The organism is Pseudomonas sp. rhizo66, assembly GCF_031931925.1.
Lineage (GTDB): Bacteria > Pseudomonadota > Gammaproteobacteria > Pseudomonadales > Pseudomonadaceae > Aquipseudomonas.
Window position 1 is genome coordinate 26,379 of record NZ_JAUJWZ010000026.1, and the last position, 16,306, is coordinate 42,684.

Genomic DNA, 16,306 nt, shown 5'->3' on the forward strand with positions numbered 1-16,306 from the left:
AGACTGTGAGCTGGCCCGGCATAACCTTGGCGGATGGGCTAATGAATGCAGGGGCCGTGCCGAATTTTCCGGCAAAGTGCCTGCATCGAGAAAAAATCTGGCGAAAGGTTGTTCAAAAATCCACCAGTCCCGGTATGATCGCGCGCCCTGATGCACACACGCCTGGTAACTCCCGATGATGAAGCCCAACCTGATTGCCGCCGCCGAGATCGATCGTCTCGATACGTGGGCGAAATATTCGGCCCCGATGTGCGGCTCTTGCATGTCCAGCTGCTGCACGCTGCCGGTCGAAGTGAAGATCAAGGATCTGGTGCGCATCGGCGTGGTCGACGAGTTCGAACTGGGCGACCCGCCAAAGAACATCGCCAAGCGTTTGCAGAAGGAAGGCCTGGTCGAGCGCTTCAATCAGAAGTCGGGGATTTTCACCCTGCAGCGCATGAGCAACAACGATTGCTACTACCTGGATCGTAAGAGCCGCCTGTGCACCATTTATGACAAGCGTCCGGACACCTGCCGCAATCACCCGAAGATCGGCCCGCGTCCTGGGTATTGCGCTTATAAGCCGAAGGAAGTTGAGCGCGTGCAGAATTTCCGCGCGATCGAGAAGTTCTAAAAGCCAACCCTCCCCCAGCCCTCTCCCGGAGGGAGAGGGAGCCGACCGAGGTGTATGGCGCCATACATCGACCTGAAACACCCAGTCGATTATGGATTCGGGACAGCCCGCCAAATCGATTCTGGATTCGGCAGAATTCACTCAGGTCGATGCATTTCCTGAGCATCCCCCGATCAGTTCCCTCTCCCTCTGGGAGAGGGCTAGGGTGAGGGGCTTTTCAGCTTCAACACACTTCCCCCAGACAAACAAAAACGCCCCCGGTCTCGCGACCGGGGGCGTTTTTTATTCCAGGGCTAGATTACGCCTTGGCTTTCTTGGCAGCGCGGGTACGCTCGCTTTCGTCCAGGATCTTCTTGCGAAGACGGATGGACTTAGGCGTGACTTCGCACAGCTCGTCTTCCTGGATGTATTCCAGAGCCTGTTCCAGAGTGAAGCGAACAGGTGGTACCAGAGCGATGGTTTCGTCTTTACCCGAAGCACGCATGTTGTCGAGCTTCTTGCCTTTGGTTGGGTTTACACCCAGGTCGTTATCGCGGCTGTTCTGACCAACGATCTGACCGTTGTAGATCTCCTGGCCGTGTTCTACGAACAGCTTGCCACGAGCCTGCAGGGTTTCCAGCGAGTAGGTCAGTGCCTTACCGGTTTCAACCGAAACCAGAACGCCGTTCTGACGACCGGACATGTGGCCCGACTTCACTGGAGCGTAACGGTCGAAGATCGAGGTCAGGATGCCAGCACCGTTGGTCAGGGTCAGGAACTGGTTACGGAAACCGATCAGACCGCGAGCAGGGATGTTGTATTCCAGACGAACACGGCCCTTGCCATCCGGCACCATGTTGCTCAGGTCGCCCTTACGCAGACCCATCTCTTCCATGACCTTGCCCTGCGATTCTTCAGGGATGTCGATGGTTACGTTTTCGAACGGTTCCTGCTTCACGCCGTCAACTTCACGGATGATCACTTCAGGACGGCCCAGGGCCAGCTCGAAGCCTTCGCGACGCATGGTTTCGATCAGTACCGAGAGGTGCAGCTCACCACGGCCGGAAACCTTGAACTTGTCAGCCGAGTCGCCTTCTTCAACGCGCAGTGCAACGTTGTACAGCAGCTCTTTGTCCAGACGATCCTTGATGTTACGGGAGGTCACGAACTTGCCTTCTTTACCGCAGAATGGTGAGTCGTTTACCTGGAAGGTCATGGAAACGGTTGGCTCGTCAACGGTCAGCGGCTTCATCGCCTCGACGGTGTTGATATCGCACAGAGTGTCGGAGATGAACAGCTCGTCGAAGCCGCTGATGCAGACGATGTCGCCGGCTGCTGCTTCTTCAACGTCAATGCGGTGCAGACCGTGGTGACCCATCAGCTTCAGGATACGACCGTTGCGGCGCTTGCCGTCGGCGCTGATAGCGACAACCGGGGTGTTCGGCTTGACGCGACCACGAGCGATACGGCCAACACCGATAACACCCAGGAAGCTGTTGTAGTCCAGAGCGGAGATCTGCATCTGGAACGGACCGTCACGGTCAACGGCCGGAGGCGGAACGTGGTCGACGACCGCTTGGTACAGCGGAGTCATGTCTTCAGCCATGGCGGTGTGATCCAGACCGGCAATGCCGTTCAGGGCCGAGGCGTAAACAACCTGGAAGTCCAGTTGTTCTTCGGTTGCACCGAGGTTGTCGAACAGGTCGAAGATCTGGTCCAGAACCCAGTCCGGACGCGCGCCTGGACGGTCAACCTTGTTGATTACCACGATCGGACGCAGGCCGGCTTCGAAAGCCTTCTTGGTCACGAAACGGGTTTGCGGCATAGGGCCGTCTTGAGCGTCAACCAGCAGCAGAACGGAGTCGACCATCGACATTACGCGTTCAACTTCGCCGCCGAAGTCGGCGTGGCCCGGGGTGTCCACGATGTTGATGTGGTAGCCGTTCCAGTTGATGGCGGTGTTTTTCGCCAGAATGGTAATACCGCGCTCTTTTTCCTGGTCGTTGGAGTCCATCACGCGCTCGTCGTTGAGCTCGTTGCGCTCCAGGGTGCCGGATTGACGCAGGAGTTTGTCTACCAGGGTGGTCTTACCATGGTCAACGTGGGCAATGATGGCGATGTTACGTAGATTTTCGATCACTTGTGTATCTCGATCAGAGGATTCGGTTTGCTGACAAGTCTTGGCAGCGATTAACAGTAGTGTCCGGCATGGCCGTTACAGCTTGACGGCGGTGTCGGGGGGCCGGTGACGCAGGCCACAGGCAAACAGCCCCGGGCACTTAGCTCGGTCGATAAACGCGCACATTGGCATGCCCCTCACTGAGCAAATGGTGAGCATGCAGGCGACTCATCACGCCTTTGTCGCAATACAGCAGGTACTGGCGAGTCGGATCCAGCTCCTTGAAACGAGCGTTCACTGCGTAGAACGGCATCGTCTGTACTTCTACGCCAGCAAGTTCCAGCGGCTCATCCTCGGCGGCATCCGGGTGACGGATGTCGATCACGATCTGGCCGGCCAGTGCTTCGCTGACTTCTTCAATCTGTACGTCCTGGCCCAATTCGTCGATCACTCGATCGATCGGCACCAGTTTGGCGTTTTCGAGCGCACGCTCGAGCACCGCCATGTCGAATTCTTTCTCTTCGTGCTCAACGCGACCGCGTTTGGCGGCTGTCTTCGGATTAACCGAAATGACCCCGCAGTATTCCGGCATGTGCCGGGCAAAATCGGCGGTGCCGATCTCGTTGGCCGTGTCGATGATGTCCTGCTTGTGCGCCACGATCAGCGGACGCAGGACCAGCTTGTCAGTCACGCAGTCGATCACCGAGAGGTTCGGCAGGGTCTGGCTCGACACCTGGGAGATCGCCTCGCCGGTAACCAGCGCTTCGATGTGCAGGCGATCGGCGATGTTGGAAGCCGCGCGCAACATCATACGCTTCAATACGACGCCCATATGACTGTTATCGACTTTGCCGAGAATTTCGCCCAGCACTTCTTCGAACGGAACACTGACAAATAGCACGCGTTGCGAGCTGCCGTACTTCTTCCAGATGAAATGCGCGACTTCCATCACGCCCAATTCGTGGGCACGACCGCCCAGATTGAAGAAGCAGAAGTGCGTCATCAGGCCGCGACGAATGATCTGGTAAGCCGCAACCGTCGAGTCAAAGCCGCCGGACATCAATACCAGCGTCTGCTCCAGAGCGCCGAGCGGGTAACCGCCGATGCCGTTGTGCTGGCTGTGGATGACGAACAACCGTTTGTCGCGAACTTCGATGCGGACTTCGATTTCCGGCGCTTTCAGGTCGATACCGGCAGCACCGCACTCACGGCGCAGCTTGCTGCCGACGTATTTTTCGACGTCCATCGAGCTGAACGTGTGTTTGCCCGCGCGCTTGCAACGCACCGAAAAAATCTTCCCCGCCAGTGCATCGCCGTAATGCTGTTTGCACTTCTCGGTGATGTCGTCGAAGTCGCCCAGCGGATACTCGTCGATCTGCAGAAAGTGCGCGATGCCCGGCATGCAGGTCAGGCGCTCACCCATCTCTTTCAAGGCTTTGGGGTCGGTAACGCGGGTTTCCAGCTCGAGATTGTCCCACACGCCGTTCACCACCACGGCCGGGTCCAGGTCACGGAGCACGGTGCGGATGTTCTTGGCCAACTGGCGGATGAACTTCGTCCGGACAGGTCGGCTTTTGATGGTGATCTCGGGGAAGACTTTTACGATTAGTTTCATGAAAACAGCGCGCGAACGGCCAGCCGAAAAAGGGGGGCGCGGATTATAGCGGAAATTGCTCAAGGTTTAACCAGTTAATGTGCAGAAGGTTTTGTGTGCACCAAAACAGGTCGTTTTCGATTTGTCACGCTACATTAAAGGGCGAGATTTTCTGCATTCAGGTGCTTTGCACCTTTATAAGCGTGAATTTGGGGCAAAAAACCCATGCTGGGGCACTGGCATGCAATTTGCTCCCTTGTGAGGCAGGTTGCCTTGGCAGAGTATCTGCGCCGGCATCACCCAACTTTAAGGGCATCCACTACTAGCCCTAAGCCACCCGGAGGACAGTATGTCGAAGACGGTTCAACTCATCAAAGATCATGACGTCAAGTGGATTGATCTGCGCTTCACGGACACCAAAGGCACTCAGCACCACGTGACCATGCCGGCTCGCGATGCTTTGGACGAAGACTTCTTCGAAGTCGGCAAAATGTTCGACGGTTCCTCCATTGCTGGCTGGAAAGGCATCGAAGCCTCCGACATGATCCTGATGCCGGTTGACGAAACTGCCGTTCTCGACCCGTTCACCGAAGACGCCACCCTGATCCTGGTGTGCGACATCATCGAACCTTCGAGCATGCAAGGCTACGACCGCGACCCACGTGCGATCGCCAAGCGTGCCGAAGAACACCTGAAAGCCACCGGCATCGGTGACACCGTGTTCGCCGGTCCAGAGCCTGAGTTCTTCATCTTTGACTCGGTGAAATTCAAGTCGGACATCTCCGGCTCGATGTTCAAGATCTACTCCGAGCAAGGTTCGTGGATGTCCGACCAGGACGTCGAAGGTGGCAACAAAGGTCACCGTCCAGGCGTCAAAGGCGGCTACTTCCCGGTTCCGCCGTTCGACCACGACCACGAAATCCGTACCTCCATGTGCAACGCACTGGAAGAAATGGGCCTGACCGTCGAAGTTCACCACCACGAAGTGGCAACTGCCGGCCAGAACGAAATCGGCGTCAAGTTCAACACCCTGGTGAAGAAAGCCGACGAAACCCAAACCCTGAAGTACGTTGTCCACAACGTTGCTGACGCTTACGGCCGCACCGCGACCTTCATGCCGAAGCCACTGTACGGCGACAACGGTTCGGGCATGCACGTCCACATGTCGATCTGGAAAGACGGCAAGAACACCTTCGCTGGTGAAGGCTATGCCGGCCTGTCCGATACCGCTCTGTACTTCATCGGCGGCATCATCAAACACGGTAAGGCCCTGAACGGCTTCACCAACCCGGCGACCAACTCCTACAAGCGTCTGGTGCCAGGCTTCGAAGCGCCGGTAATGCTGGCCTACTCGGCCCGCAACCGTTCCGCTTCGATCCGTATTCCTTACGTGTCGAGCCCGAAAGCCCGCCGTATCGAAGCACGCTTCCCGGATCCGGCTGCCAACCCGTACCTGGCCTTCGCAGCACTGCTGATGGCCGGTCTGGACGGTATCCAGAACAAGATCCACCCAGGCGACGCTGCTGACAAAAACCTGTACGACCTGCCGCCTGAAGAGGCGAAAGAGATCCCGCAAGTTTGCGGCAGCCTGAAAGAAGCCCTGGAAGAGCTGGACAAGGGCCGCGCGTTCCTGACCAAGGGCGGCGTATTCTCCGACGACTTCATCGACGCTTACATCGCACTGAAATCGGAAGAAGAAATCAAGGTTCGCACCTTCGTACATCCACTGGAATATGAGCTGTACTACAGCTGCTGATCCGGTAGCGCCGCGCTATGCGGCGTGACAAAAAGAGGCCTCCTTCGGGAGGCCTTTTTTATTGCCTGCGATTTGTGGCGTCTGAATGATCTCCGGATGTGAGCCGGGTTGGGCCAACTGCCGCGACTGTCCTATGCTGCACCCATCGTTTTCAATCCCGGTCGATTTCATGGGTCGCACCTTTCTCTACATACTGCTGCTGATCGCCCTCCCCGCCGCCGCGCAGATCTACAAGTACACCGATGCCAACGGCAACACGGTCTACAGCGATCACTCGCCGGACGGCGTACAGGCGCAACCGGTGGATTTGCCGCCGCTCAACCGTGTCGAGCCACAAGCGCCAAGTGCGCCACCTGCGGCGGATGTCGACAACCGTCAACCTGCGCGCAATGCCTACGACATTCTCGAACTCGCCGGCCTGCCGACCGAAGAAGCCCTGCGCGCCAACAACGGCACGTTCACTGTCAATGTGCTGATCAAGCCGCGCCTGCAAGCGCCGCATCAATTAAGGCTGGTATTGGACGATGAGCCTTACGGCCAGCCGAGCAACGTGCCGATCCTGCAACTGGTAGACATAGATCGCGGCGAGCATCGTCTGGCGGTGCAGGTGATTGATGGGCAAACGGTCATCCAGCAAAGTCCGCCAGTAGCCCTCAGCGTGCAGCGGGTGCACAAGCCATGATCCGCGCGTGGTTGTTCGTCCTGTCGGCACTGATGACGCTGCAAGCTTCGGCAGAGGTCTTCACCTACACCGACGCCCAAGGCAATCGTGTATTTACCGATCAGCCCCGCAGCAACGCCAAGCGCGTACCTATCGCGACCAGCAATCGCATGTCCGCAAACCCAACGGCCAACACGCCAGTTACCACGGCAAAAAAATCCCCGGAACAACCACCGTTCCACTACGACATGTTACGCATCCTGGTGCCCGAACCCGATGCCACGATTCGCAGCAGCGCCGGCGAAATCATCGTCAGCGTCACCAGCGAGCCGGGCCTGCAAAAAGGTCATCGCTACCGGCTGCTGCTGGATGGCCAAGCCACCGGCGAACCGGGCCTGAGCCCGGTCTTCCCGCTGAGCAACATCGACCGTGGCAGCCACAATCTTTCAGTGGAAATCCTCGACGCCGAAGGCCGTACCGTCGAACGCACCGCCAACCAGCCCTTCCACATGCTGCGCATCTCCCTCGCACAGAAACGCCAGGTCAAACCCTGCACCACCTCCGATTACGGCGTCCGCCCGGAATGTCCCTTGAAAGACAAACCGCCCGAGCCGAAAAACCCCTTCCTGCGTTTCTTCTAACGCTATTCAGCTTTGCGCACTATATTGGTGCAGCAGGCTGCACCGTACCCATATCGCAACCCATTTTGGTTCGAAACTACCCGTGAGAGCTGACCCTGTGCCACGCAAACGAGCGTCAAACGCCTGTTTCACGGGCTAAACGCTTCTTTTCGGAGCCTTGGTTTGGTTTTTGCATTTTCCGTTCACCGACGCTTGCTTGTTGCGCACGCTCCGCCCCCAAAAGAGGCTCCGATGACCATTAGCGACGCAATCCACCGTTTGCTGCTCGACAACCTGACCACCGCCACCATTCTGCTCGACGCCGAATTGCGCCTTGAGTACATGAACCCGGCGGCGGAGATGCTGCTCGCTATCAGTGGGCAGCGCAGCCATGGGCAGTTCATCAGCGAGCTGTTCACCGAGTCCACCGAGGCGCTGAATTCCCTGCGTCAGGCGGTGGAGCAGGCGCATCCGTTTACCAAGCGCGAAGCGATGCTCACCGCCCTCACCGGCCAGACGTTGACCGTGGATTACGCGGTGACGCCGATCCTCAGCAACGGCGCGACCATGCTCCTGCTGGAGGTTCATCCGCGTGACCGCTTGCTGCGGATCACCAAGGAAGAAGCGCAGCTGTCCAAACAGGAAACCAGCAAGATGCTGGTGCGCGGTCTCGCCCATGAGATCAAGAATCCGCTCGGCGGCATCCGTGGCGCCGCCCAACTGCTGGCCCGCGAGCTGCCGGAAGAAAGTTTGCGCGATTACACCAACGTGATCATTGAAGAGGCTGACCGCCTGCGCAATCTGGTCGACCGCATGCTCGGCTCGAACAAGCTGCCATCGCTGGCGATGTGCAACGTCCATGAAGTGCTCGAACGCGTCTGCCACCTGGTCGAAGCCGAAAGCCAGGGCTGCATCACCTTGGTGCGTGACTACGACCCAAGCATTCCCGACGTGCTGATCGACCGCGAGCAAATGATTCAGGCTGTGCTGAACATCGTGCGCAATGCGATGCAGGCGATCAGCAGCCAGAACGAACTGCGCCTGGGCCGCATCAGTCTGCGCACCCGGACCATGCGCCAGTTCACCATTGGCCACGTCCGCCATCGCCTGGTGACCAAGATCGAGATCATCGACAACGGCCCCGGGATCCCGGCGGAACTACAGGAAACCATTTTCTTTCCCATGGTCAGCGGTCGCCCGGACGGTACCGGGCTGGGCCTGGCCATTACCCAGAACATCATCAGCCAGCACCAGGGCCTGATCGAGTGTGACAGCCATCCAGGCCACACCACCTTCTCGATCTTTCTGCCACTGGAACAAGGAGCCACATCGACATGAGCCGTAGTGAAACCGTGTGGATCGTCGATGACGACCGTTCTATCCGTTGGGTTCTGGAAAAGGCCTTGCAACAGGAAGGCATGACCACCCAGAGCTTCGACAGCGCCGATGGCGTGATGAGTCGCCTGGCCCGTCAGCAGCCGGACGTGATCATTTCCGACATCCGCATGCCGGGTGCCAGCGGTCTGGATCTGCTGGCGCGGATTCGCGAGCAACACCCACGGTTGCCGGTCATCATCATGACCGCTCACTCCGATCTGGACAGCGCTGTCGCCTCGTATCAGGGTGGCGCTTTCGAATACCTGCCGAAACCGTTCGACGTTGATGAAGCGGTATCGCTGGTCAAGCGCGCCAATCAGCACGCACAAGAACAGCAGGGCCTGGAAGTCGTGCCGGCACTGACGCGCACCCCGGAAATCATCGGCGAAGCGCCGGCGATGCAGGAAGTGTTTCGCGCCATTGGCCGCCTGAGCCACTCCAACATCACCGTGCTGATCAACGGCGAATCCGGCACCGGTAAAGAACTGGTCGCCCACGCCCTGCACCGCCACAGCCCACGCGCGGCCTCGCCGTTCATCGCGCTGAACATGGCGGCGATTCCAAAGGATCTGATGGAATCCGAGTTGTTCGGCCATGAGAAAGGCGCGTTCACCGGCGCGGCGAATCTGCGTCGCGGTCGCTTTGAGCAGGCGGACGGCGGCACGCTGTTCCTCGACGAAATCGGCGACATGCCGGCGGACACACAAACCCGTCTGCTGCGGGTTCTGGCGGATGGCGAGTTCTATCGCGTGGGCGGGCATGTGCCGGTCAAGGTCGACGTGCGCATCATCGCCGCGACGCACCAGAATCTGGAAACCCTGGTACACGCTGGCAAGTTCCGCGAGGACTTGTTCCACCGCCTCAACGTGATCCGCATCCACATCCCGCGCCTGTCGGATCGTCGTGAAGACATCCCGACCCTGGCCAAGCACTTCCTCAGCCGCGCCGCACAGGAACTGGCGGTCGAGCCGAAACTGCTGAAGAGCGAGACCGAGGAATACCTGAAGAACCTGCCGTGGGGCGGCAACGTGCGGCAGCTGGAGAACACTTGCCGCTGGATCACCGTGATGGCGTCCGGGCGCGAGGTGCACATCAGCGACCTGCCACCGGAGCTGCTGAACCTGCCGCAGGATTCAGCGCCGGTGACCAACTGGGAGCAGGCACTGCGTCAGTGGGCCGATCAGGCGTTGGCGCGTGGCCAGTCGAGCCTGCTCGACAGCGCGGTGCCAGCGTTCGAGCGGATCATGATCGAGACGGCGTTGAAGCACACTGCCGGGCGTCGGCGTGATGCGGCGGTGTTGCTGGGTTGGGGGCGCAATACCCTGACGCGCAAGATCAAGGAATTGGGGATGAAGGTCGATGGCGGGGATGATGATGAGGGGGATGAGGGTTAACGCTTAAGGATTGTCGTGTACTCAGGATCGATCCCCCTCACCCCAGCCCTCCCGAAACGTCGGACCGCCCCCAAGTGGGAGAGGGGAAAGGGAGCCGATCTCGGGTGGTTTCGAGGCTTGAGTTCGGCTCGGTATCTCAGGTCGGCGTAACAGACCGGGCCCCTCACCCTCTCCCTCTGGGAGAGGGTGAGGGTGAGGGGCCACCGTGCACCGCATCAATGCACAATGACCCGCGATCGCGCACAGCCGCATCGCCACAACTCAACCCTGAAAACACTGATGAATCCTTTTTCACAAATGCGAAAGCCCCGAATTACGGGGCTTTCGCGTTTCTGAACAGCTCTTTTGTTTCAGCAGATGAAAACCTGGCACGCCCCCTGCAATACCTCTCACAGGTGATTCGATTCACCACCCGTTTCGGGGACCTTGGTACAGGCAGGCCGGGGATTCCCCTCTTTACACCGGGCTCACACCGCAACGCGACGAGCCCACCCTTTTGGGATCCTTGGTACAGGCAGGCCGGGGGTTCCCTCTTTACACCGGACCGCCGCCAACAGCGAAGTCCATCCTTTTGGGAACCCTGATACAGGCAGGTCAGGGATTCCCGCTTTTACATCGCTCGCCGCGACATCGAGTCCGGCGTCAATCGAACCGGGGCCGTTTGGGTAAATGATGCAGGGGCTGATTTTGCCGTCCCGAGTCATATTCCCGAATCTCGGCTTCCAGCCTGTCCAGCATTTTCCCGGGGCTGGGTTCATTGATCAAAATATCGTTGAGGCGTGCCCGCTCGTCAGGGCCACGCTCGCTGTAGATCTTTAGAAACCACCAGACCCGCCGCTGCAAAAGCGGATACTCGACGTGAAATTCCGGTGTACGACTGAGTTTCAGAATCCCGATCTTCAAGGAACTCGCGGGATGACTGACGCTGTTCCATAACTCCAGTTTCTCGGTTGCCTGCTCTTGCGGCACATTTCGCAGCCAAAGATTGGCCGATTGGTCATTACTCTGTTCTCCCAGCCAGATATCGGCGCCTGTTCTGATACGTGCCTGTATCAGCCGCCGGAGGGAGGCCGGATCCGTTATTGGGTTGCCGATAAGATTGCAGCCTGCTCTGAGCTCAATGGATTCTGGAATCGATGTAATTCGATTGTTCGCCAGATTCAATACTTTCCCGGGAATCTCATTGGTGATGCCCTCCGGAAATCTGTCTAACCCGGTATTGGAAAGATCCAGCTCCTGTAACGCAGTCATTGCTTTAAGTGAAGGTGCGACAGAAAGCTCATTGTCACCAAGTCTCAATACTTCCAGTCTTGACGGCCCGTTTTCGGCATTGAGCCCGAAAGGGATTTGTCGTAATCCGGCGCCTGTCAGATCCAGCACACGCAACTCGGTCATCCCGGAAATGTCAGGATCCGTTCGCAAAAAATCGTTCCGGTGTTGAACGGGCACCCGAAAGCGCAACGGGCCGGGCAAATCATTCACCGCTGCCCCTTGTGTGCTACCAAGCCTCAGCACTTGCAGTCTGGTCATGTCCCTCACCGAAAAATCAGCCTGTAAGTCACAATCCTGCAGGTTCAGTTCTCGTAGACGGGGAAGCCTCGCCAGTAGCCCGGTAAAGCGCGAATCCATATTGAATCTTGAGTAAGCACGCTCATCCATAGCGCCATGGAAGGGGCTTCTGGTGATTAACTGGCTTGTGACCGTCAGACTTTCAATGTTTGGAAATTGCGCAAAAAACACGTCAGGGTTCAGCGGTGCATAACCTCTCAAAGTCAAAGCAACGACTGAGTTGAATTTCAATGAAAGCAGCTTGTCGACTGGCCATAGCGTGAGATTGATATCCAGTCTGAACCCCGCTAACTGCCCATCTCGATAGACCCGCTGATCAGACTGACCTTGCCACTTGTATACCTGGCTTAGCCTGCCCCACATGGCAAACGCCTCACTGACCTCATGGGACTGTGCAACGCGATTTTGATGGTTCGGGATGCTGATGTGTTTGCTGTCCAACTGAGGAAGCCCAAGCTCAATACGCTTGAGTTCAAGCTCTGCCACGTCCTTGTCATCGAACCTGGCGATGAAGGCGTCGGCGTCGAGATCGGTCGTTTCCGGAAGGTATCTTTGGACCTGGGTTCGGGTAGTTGGCTCAACGACCGTACGCGGATACCAAAAGCCGCTATCGGCATCACGCAACATGACAGGACCTGGAAGCAACTCGCTCAGCCGTCGGGCACGATGCAATCCAGTCGACGGATCCACGGCGACAAGCACAAAATCACCCTCGGCCACTTCAGCATAGGCGCGCTTCTTGAAAATCCTTAAACCTTCGCTGTTGATTTCGGGAAGAATTGCCCGAGCGCTGATGACGAAGTGGTCCAGCGTCGATTGAGGCGCAGGCAAACGAGCTTCAACAGCGGCTGCGTGAATAATGACTGCCGGAGTCGCACCAGTGGCATCTGCGTCGACAGCACTGGACGACCCGGCTCGCGGCTGTGGATCACCGACGAAGAGTCCTGAACCGGAACCTCTACGGCCCGATGGGCCGAGGAGTGGAACATCCACGTCGACCGGTCGGGTCGGGCTGGTCGAAGCATCCACTTTCACGTGGGTACTGCCACCGGCAGGTGGTTTTATTGGCATGTTTTTTCATCCTTGAAAAAGTCGCCCTGGCATTCGCGCCAGGGCTTAGGGTGTCGGCATCCTGTCGGCATCAACGGAGCGCTGCGCGTTTGTAGGGTTCGCCGAGATGTTTACTTCGGATCAAGCTTGGGACGCTTGGGTAAATGATGAAGGGGCTGATTTTGCTGTCCCGAGTCATATTCCCGGATCTCGGCTTCCAGCCTGTCCAGCATTTTTCCGGGACTCCACTCTGTGAGAGCGATGTGGTTGAGCCGCGCCTGCTCGTCAGGGCCACGCTCACTGTAGATCTTGAGGAACCACCAGACCCGCCGCTGCAAAAGCGGATACTCGACATGAAATTCTGGCGTTCGACTCAGTTGCCAGATCGAGCGCATCAGATCCGAGTGAGAACCGAAGCTGTCCCAGAGCTTCAGCTTTTCGGTTAACTCCTTTCCCTGCGGCACATTTCGCAGCCAAAGGTTCGCCGAGCGGTCATGACTTGCATCTCCCAGCCAGATATCGGTACCCGTTGCGATACGTGCATGGATCAGACGTCGAAGGGAAGACGGATCGGTTATAGGGTTGCCACTGAGCTTGAAGCCAGCTCTGATTTCAATGGATTCGGGAATCGATGTGATTCGGTTGTTCGTCAGTCCCAGCACTTTCCCGGGAATCTCGTTGGTGATGCCTTCGGGAAATCTGTCTAGCCCTGCATAGGAAAGCTCCAGCACCTGCAGCGCGGTCATTCCTTCGACTGAAGGCACAACGGAGAGCGGGTTCTGGCTGAGTTTCAATACTTCCAATCGCAACGGCCCGTTATCCGCATCGAGTCCTCGTAGATGGTGTATTCCGTTCTGCTCCAGATCCAGTACCCGCAACCCGGTCATGCCGGCCACCGAAAAATCAGGCGACAGGTTTGCCCTTTGCAGCTTCAACTCTCGTAACCGCGCAAGCCTTGCCAATCCTTCAACATTGCCCGGCTCCACGGTGAGCCTCAGGCCGGGATTGGCTGAAGACATTGCATATCCGAAAACCACATTCAGACTTTCAAGATTGGGGAAAACTGAAAAAAAACCTTCCGGAAGAGGCGCGCCTAACCCTGTTAGCTCAAGGGAAACGATGGATTTGAATTGTGTAGGGAGTGGCCGATGAGTGGGCCATCCCGAAAAACGCGAAGACAGCTTGAAACCCACCGGCCGCTTATCGTGAAAGACCAGCTCGTCAGGCTCCCCTTGCCACGTGTACAAACGGCGCAACGTGGGACCCAGATCGTTTCCGTAGAACCCGGAGCTGATTTCCCGGTCCAGTTGAACAAGTCCAACCTGGAGTCGTTTGAGTTCCACCTCTGCCGCATCCTTGTCACCGAAATGCACGCGAAAGTGATCGGCTTGCTGATCGGTCGCTTCCGGGAAGTAATTTCGGACCTGCGCTCGGGTAGTTGGCTCAGCGGCGTCGAGCAAGTGCCCAACGTCGCTGCCGGTATCACTGCGCAGTGCCGAACCCGCCGGCAGTGATTCGCTCGACAGCCCGGTTTCTGCCTCCAGCCTTTGCAGCGTTTTCAGGGGACTGGGTTCGTTCTCCATAATGTCCTTGAGCCTGAACTTAACGCCACGTTCAGCCTTACGGTAGCTGTCGAAAAACCGCCAGACCCGTTGCTGCAAAAGCGGGCGCTCAACGTGAAACTCGGGCGTACGAGCCAGATCCCAGACGATTTTCTTCGCACTGAACCAATGTGAGTCAACGTCAACACTGTCCCAAAGTTTCAAATTTTCAGCCAGCGCCTCTAGCGGCGAGTGTCGTAGCCAGGCATTTGGCGAGTGATCAATACTTTGTTTGCCCAACCAAATGTCAGTGCCTGTTTTTTTACGGGCATCCCTCAGCCGCCGGAGAGTCGCCAGATCCGTGATGGGATTGCCCATGAGATTGAAGCCCGCTCTGATTTCAACGGACTCAGGGATCGATGTAATACGGTTATTCGAAAGATTCAGCACTTTGCCGGGCATATCGGACGTGATGCCCTCCGGAAACCTGTCCAGACCGGTATTGGAAAGGTCCAACTCCTGCAGCACAGTCCTTACTTTCAGGGAAGGCATTTCAGAAAGCGGATTGTCGCCGAGCTTCAATACCTCCAGCCGTAACGGCCCGTTGTCAGCATCAAGCCCGAGTGGGAGCTGTTGTATACCGGTCTGCGTCAGATCCAATACACGCAATTCGGTCATCCCCGTCACGTCGGGGGCCACTTTCAAGAATGCATTATGGTTCAGATCCAGCACCTGCAAGTTCAATCGCCCTGGCAGGCCATTCACTACGCCATTCAGATCCGTCACCCCCTGGATGTTGCCAAGTGCCAGAGCTCGCAGTTCGGTCAGGCCCGTCAGCTGGAACCTGGCAGGCAAATCGCAGTTTTGCAGGTTCAGCTCGCGCAAATGGGGAAGCTTTGCCAGTTCGTGAACAAACCCTGGCTCGATCTTGAGCTTTGATGCAGAGCTAACGTCAGGGAGAATGGATGGCGAGCCAATCACCGTCAGACTTTCAATGTTGGGAAATTGCTCAGATAACCGGTACGAGTAAAGATCTCCACTCGCTCTGAGGGTCAGCGCGACAACAGAGTTGATTCTTTCCAAGTAAGTAAAAGCGTGTGAACGAGAACCGAAGTCGAGATCCAGCTTGAAACCCAGCAGTCGGTCTCCGCGATAGACACGCTCACCGGGCTCGCCCTGCCACGTGTAAAGCCTGCGTATCCTGCTCACCATTTCCTCGCTGATACCCACGTGCTCACGCTCCAGTTCAGGGCGCGCACGCTCGATCCGCCTCAGCTCCACCTCTGCCACATCCTTGTCGCCAAACCGGGCGATGAAGGCATCAGCGTCCAGGTCGGTCGTCTCCGGCAGGTAACTTCGGACCTGCGCTCGAGTGGCTGACTTGACGAGCGTACGCTGATACCAAAAACCGCTCTCGACGTTACGCAGCATCACCGGCCCTGGAAGCAGTTCGCTTGGCCGTCGGGCACGATGCAATCCAGTCGCCGGATCTACGGCGACAAGAACGAAAGCGCCATCGGCCACCTCCGCGTAGGTACGATTGTTAAAAACCCTTAAGCCTTCGCCGTCGGCTTCTGGAAGTAACGACCGGGCATTGATGACGTAATCGTCCAGTGTCGGTTGAGGTGCAAGCAAACGCGTTTCGACGGGGGCCGCGTGAATAATGATCGCCGGAGTCGCACGAGTGGCATCTGCCTCGACAGCCCTGGACGATCCGGCTCGCGGCTGCGAATCATCGCGGGAGATCACTGAATCGAAACCGCTGCGGCTCAATGGGCCGGGGAGCGGAATGTCCACGTCGGCCGGTCGGGTCGGGCTGGTCGAAGCATCCACTTTCACGTGAGTGCTGCCACCGGCAGGTGGTTTTATTGGCATGTTTTTCATCCTTGAAAAAGTCGCCCCTGGCATTCGTGCAGGGGACGAAGGTGTCGGCATCCTGCCGATTTAAAAGAAGAGCGCACGATAGCGTGCACGAGCATGCAAGGAGAGTGGAAAGGCAGACAGGCGTAGTGGGAAACGACGTCAAGAAGCGT

General features: G+C 57.6%; 10 protein-coding genes. 6 read left to right on the plus strand and 4 right to left on the minus strand.

Features of this window, described 5'->3' with window-relative positions:
* The first annotated feature begins 175 nt into the window (after positions 1–175).
* Positions 176–613, plus strand: a complete 438-nt coding sequence (locus QZR14_RS25225; RefSeq protein WP_025110918.1) for a YkgJ family cysteine cluster protein — start codon at positions 176–178, stop codon at positions 611–613.
* A gap of 298 nt (positions 614–911) precedes the next feature.
* Here QZR14_RS25225 and typA read toward each other — a convergent pair whose 3' ends face one another.
* Both typA and thiI read right to left on the minus strand, forming a co-directional pair.
* Entirely contained in the window at positions 912–2,732 is a 1,821-nt protein-coding gene (gene typA / locus QZR14_RS25230; RefSeq protein WP_003220792.1) for a translational GTPase TypA, read from the minus strand.
* A gap of 139 nt (positions 2,733–2,871) precedes the next feature.
* Positions 2,872–4,326 (minus strand): tRNA uracil 4-sulfurtransferase ThiI, encoded by a 1,455-nt coding sequence (gene thiI, locus QZR14_RS25235; RefSeq protein WP_095047172.1) that lies wholly within the window; start codon positions 4,324–4,326, stop codon positions 2,872–2,874.
* Between the two features lie 328 nt (positions 4,327–4,654).
* On the opposite strand from thiI, the gene glnA reads away from it, so the two are divergent.
* From glnA to ntrC, 5 genes are all read left to right on the plus strand, one after another.
* Positions 4,655–6,061, plus strand: a complete 1,407-nt coding sequence (glnA, locus tag QZR14_RS25240; protein WP_186552128.1) for a type I glutamate--ammonia ligase — start codon at positions 4,655–4,657, stop codon at positions 6,059–6,061.
* Between the two features lie 169 nt (positions 6,062–6,230).
* On the plus strand, positions 6,231–6,743 hold the full coding sequence (locus QZR14_RS25245) for a DUF4124 domain-containing protein (protein WP_311998030.1): 513 nt from the start codon (positions 6,231–6,233) through the stop codon (positions 6,741–6,743).
* On the plus strand, positions 6,740–7,363 hold the full coding sequence (locus QZR14_RS25250; RefSeq protein ID WP_311998031.1) for a DUF4124 domain-containing protein: 624 nt from the start codon (positions 6,740–6,742) through the stop codon (positions 7,361–7,363). The genes QZR14_RS25245 and QZR14_RS25250 overlap by 4 nt, the downstream gene beginning before the upstream one ends.
* 231 nt (positions 7,364–7,594) lie before the next feature.
* Positions 7,595–8,680: a nitrogen regulation protein NR(II) gene (gene glnL / locus QZR14_RS25255; protein WP_250602796.1), complete on the plus strand. Its 1,086-nt coding sequence runs from the start codon at positions 7,595–7,597 to the stop codon at positions 8,678–8,680.
* A complete protein-coding gene (ntrC, locus tag QZR14_RS25260; protein WP_007909238.1) occupies positions 8,677–10,113 on the plus strand; it encodes a nitrogen regulation protein NR(I) in 1,437 nt (478 codons plus the stop codon). Before glnL ends, ntrC begins: the two co-directional genes overlap by 4 nt.
* A 642-nt stretch (positions 10,114–10,755) precedes the next feature.
* Here ntrC and QZR14_RS25265 read toward each other — a convergent pair.
* Both QZR14_RS25265 and QZR14_RS25270 read right to left on the minus strand, forming a co-directional pair.
* Positions 10,756–12,753 (minus strand): leucine-rich repeat domain-containing protein, encoded by a 1,998-nt coding sequence (locus tag QZR14_RS25265; RefSeq protein ID WP_311998032.1) that lies wholly within the window; start codon positions 12,751–12,753, stop codon positions 10,756–10,758.
* 110 nt (positions 12,754–12,863) lie between these two features.
* Positions 12,864–16,148: a leucine-rich repeat domain-containing protein gene (locus QZR14_RS25270; RefSeq protein WP_311998033.1), complete on the minus strand. Its 3,285-nt coding sequence runs from the start codon at positions 16,146–16,148 to the stop codon at positions 12,864–12,866.
* Positions 16,149–16,306: the final 158 nt, after the last annotated feature.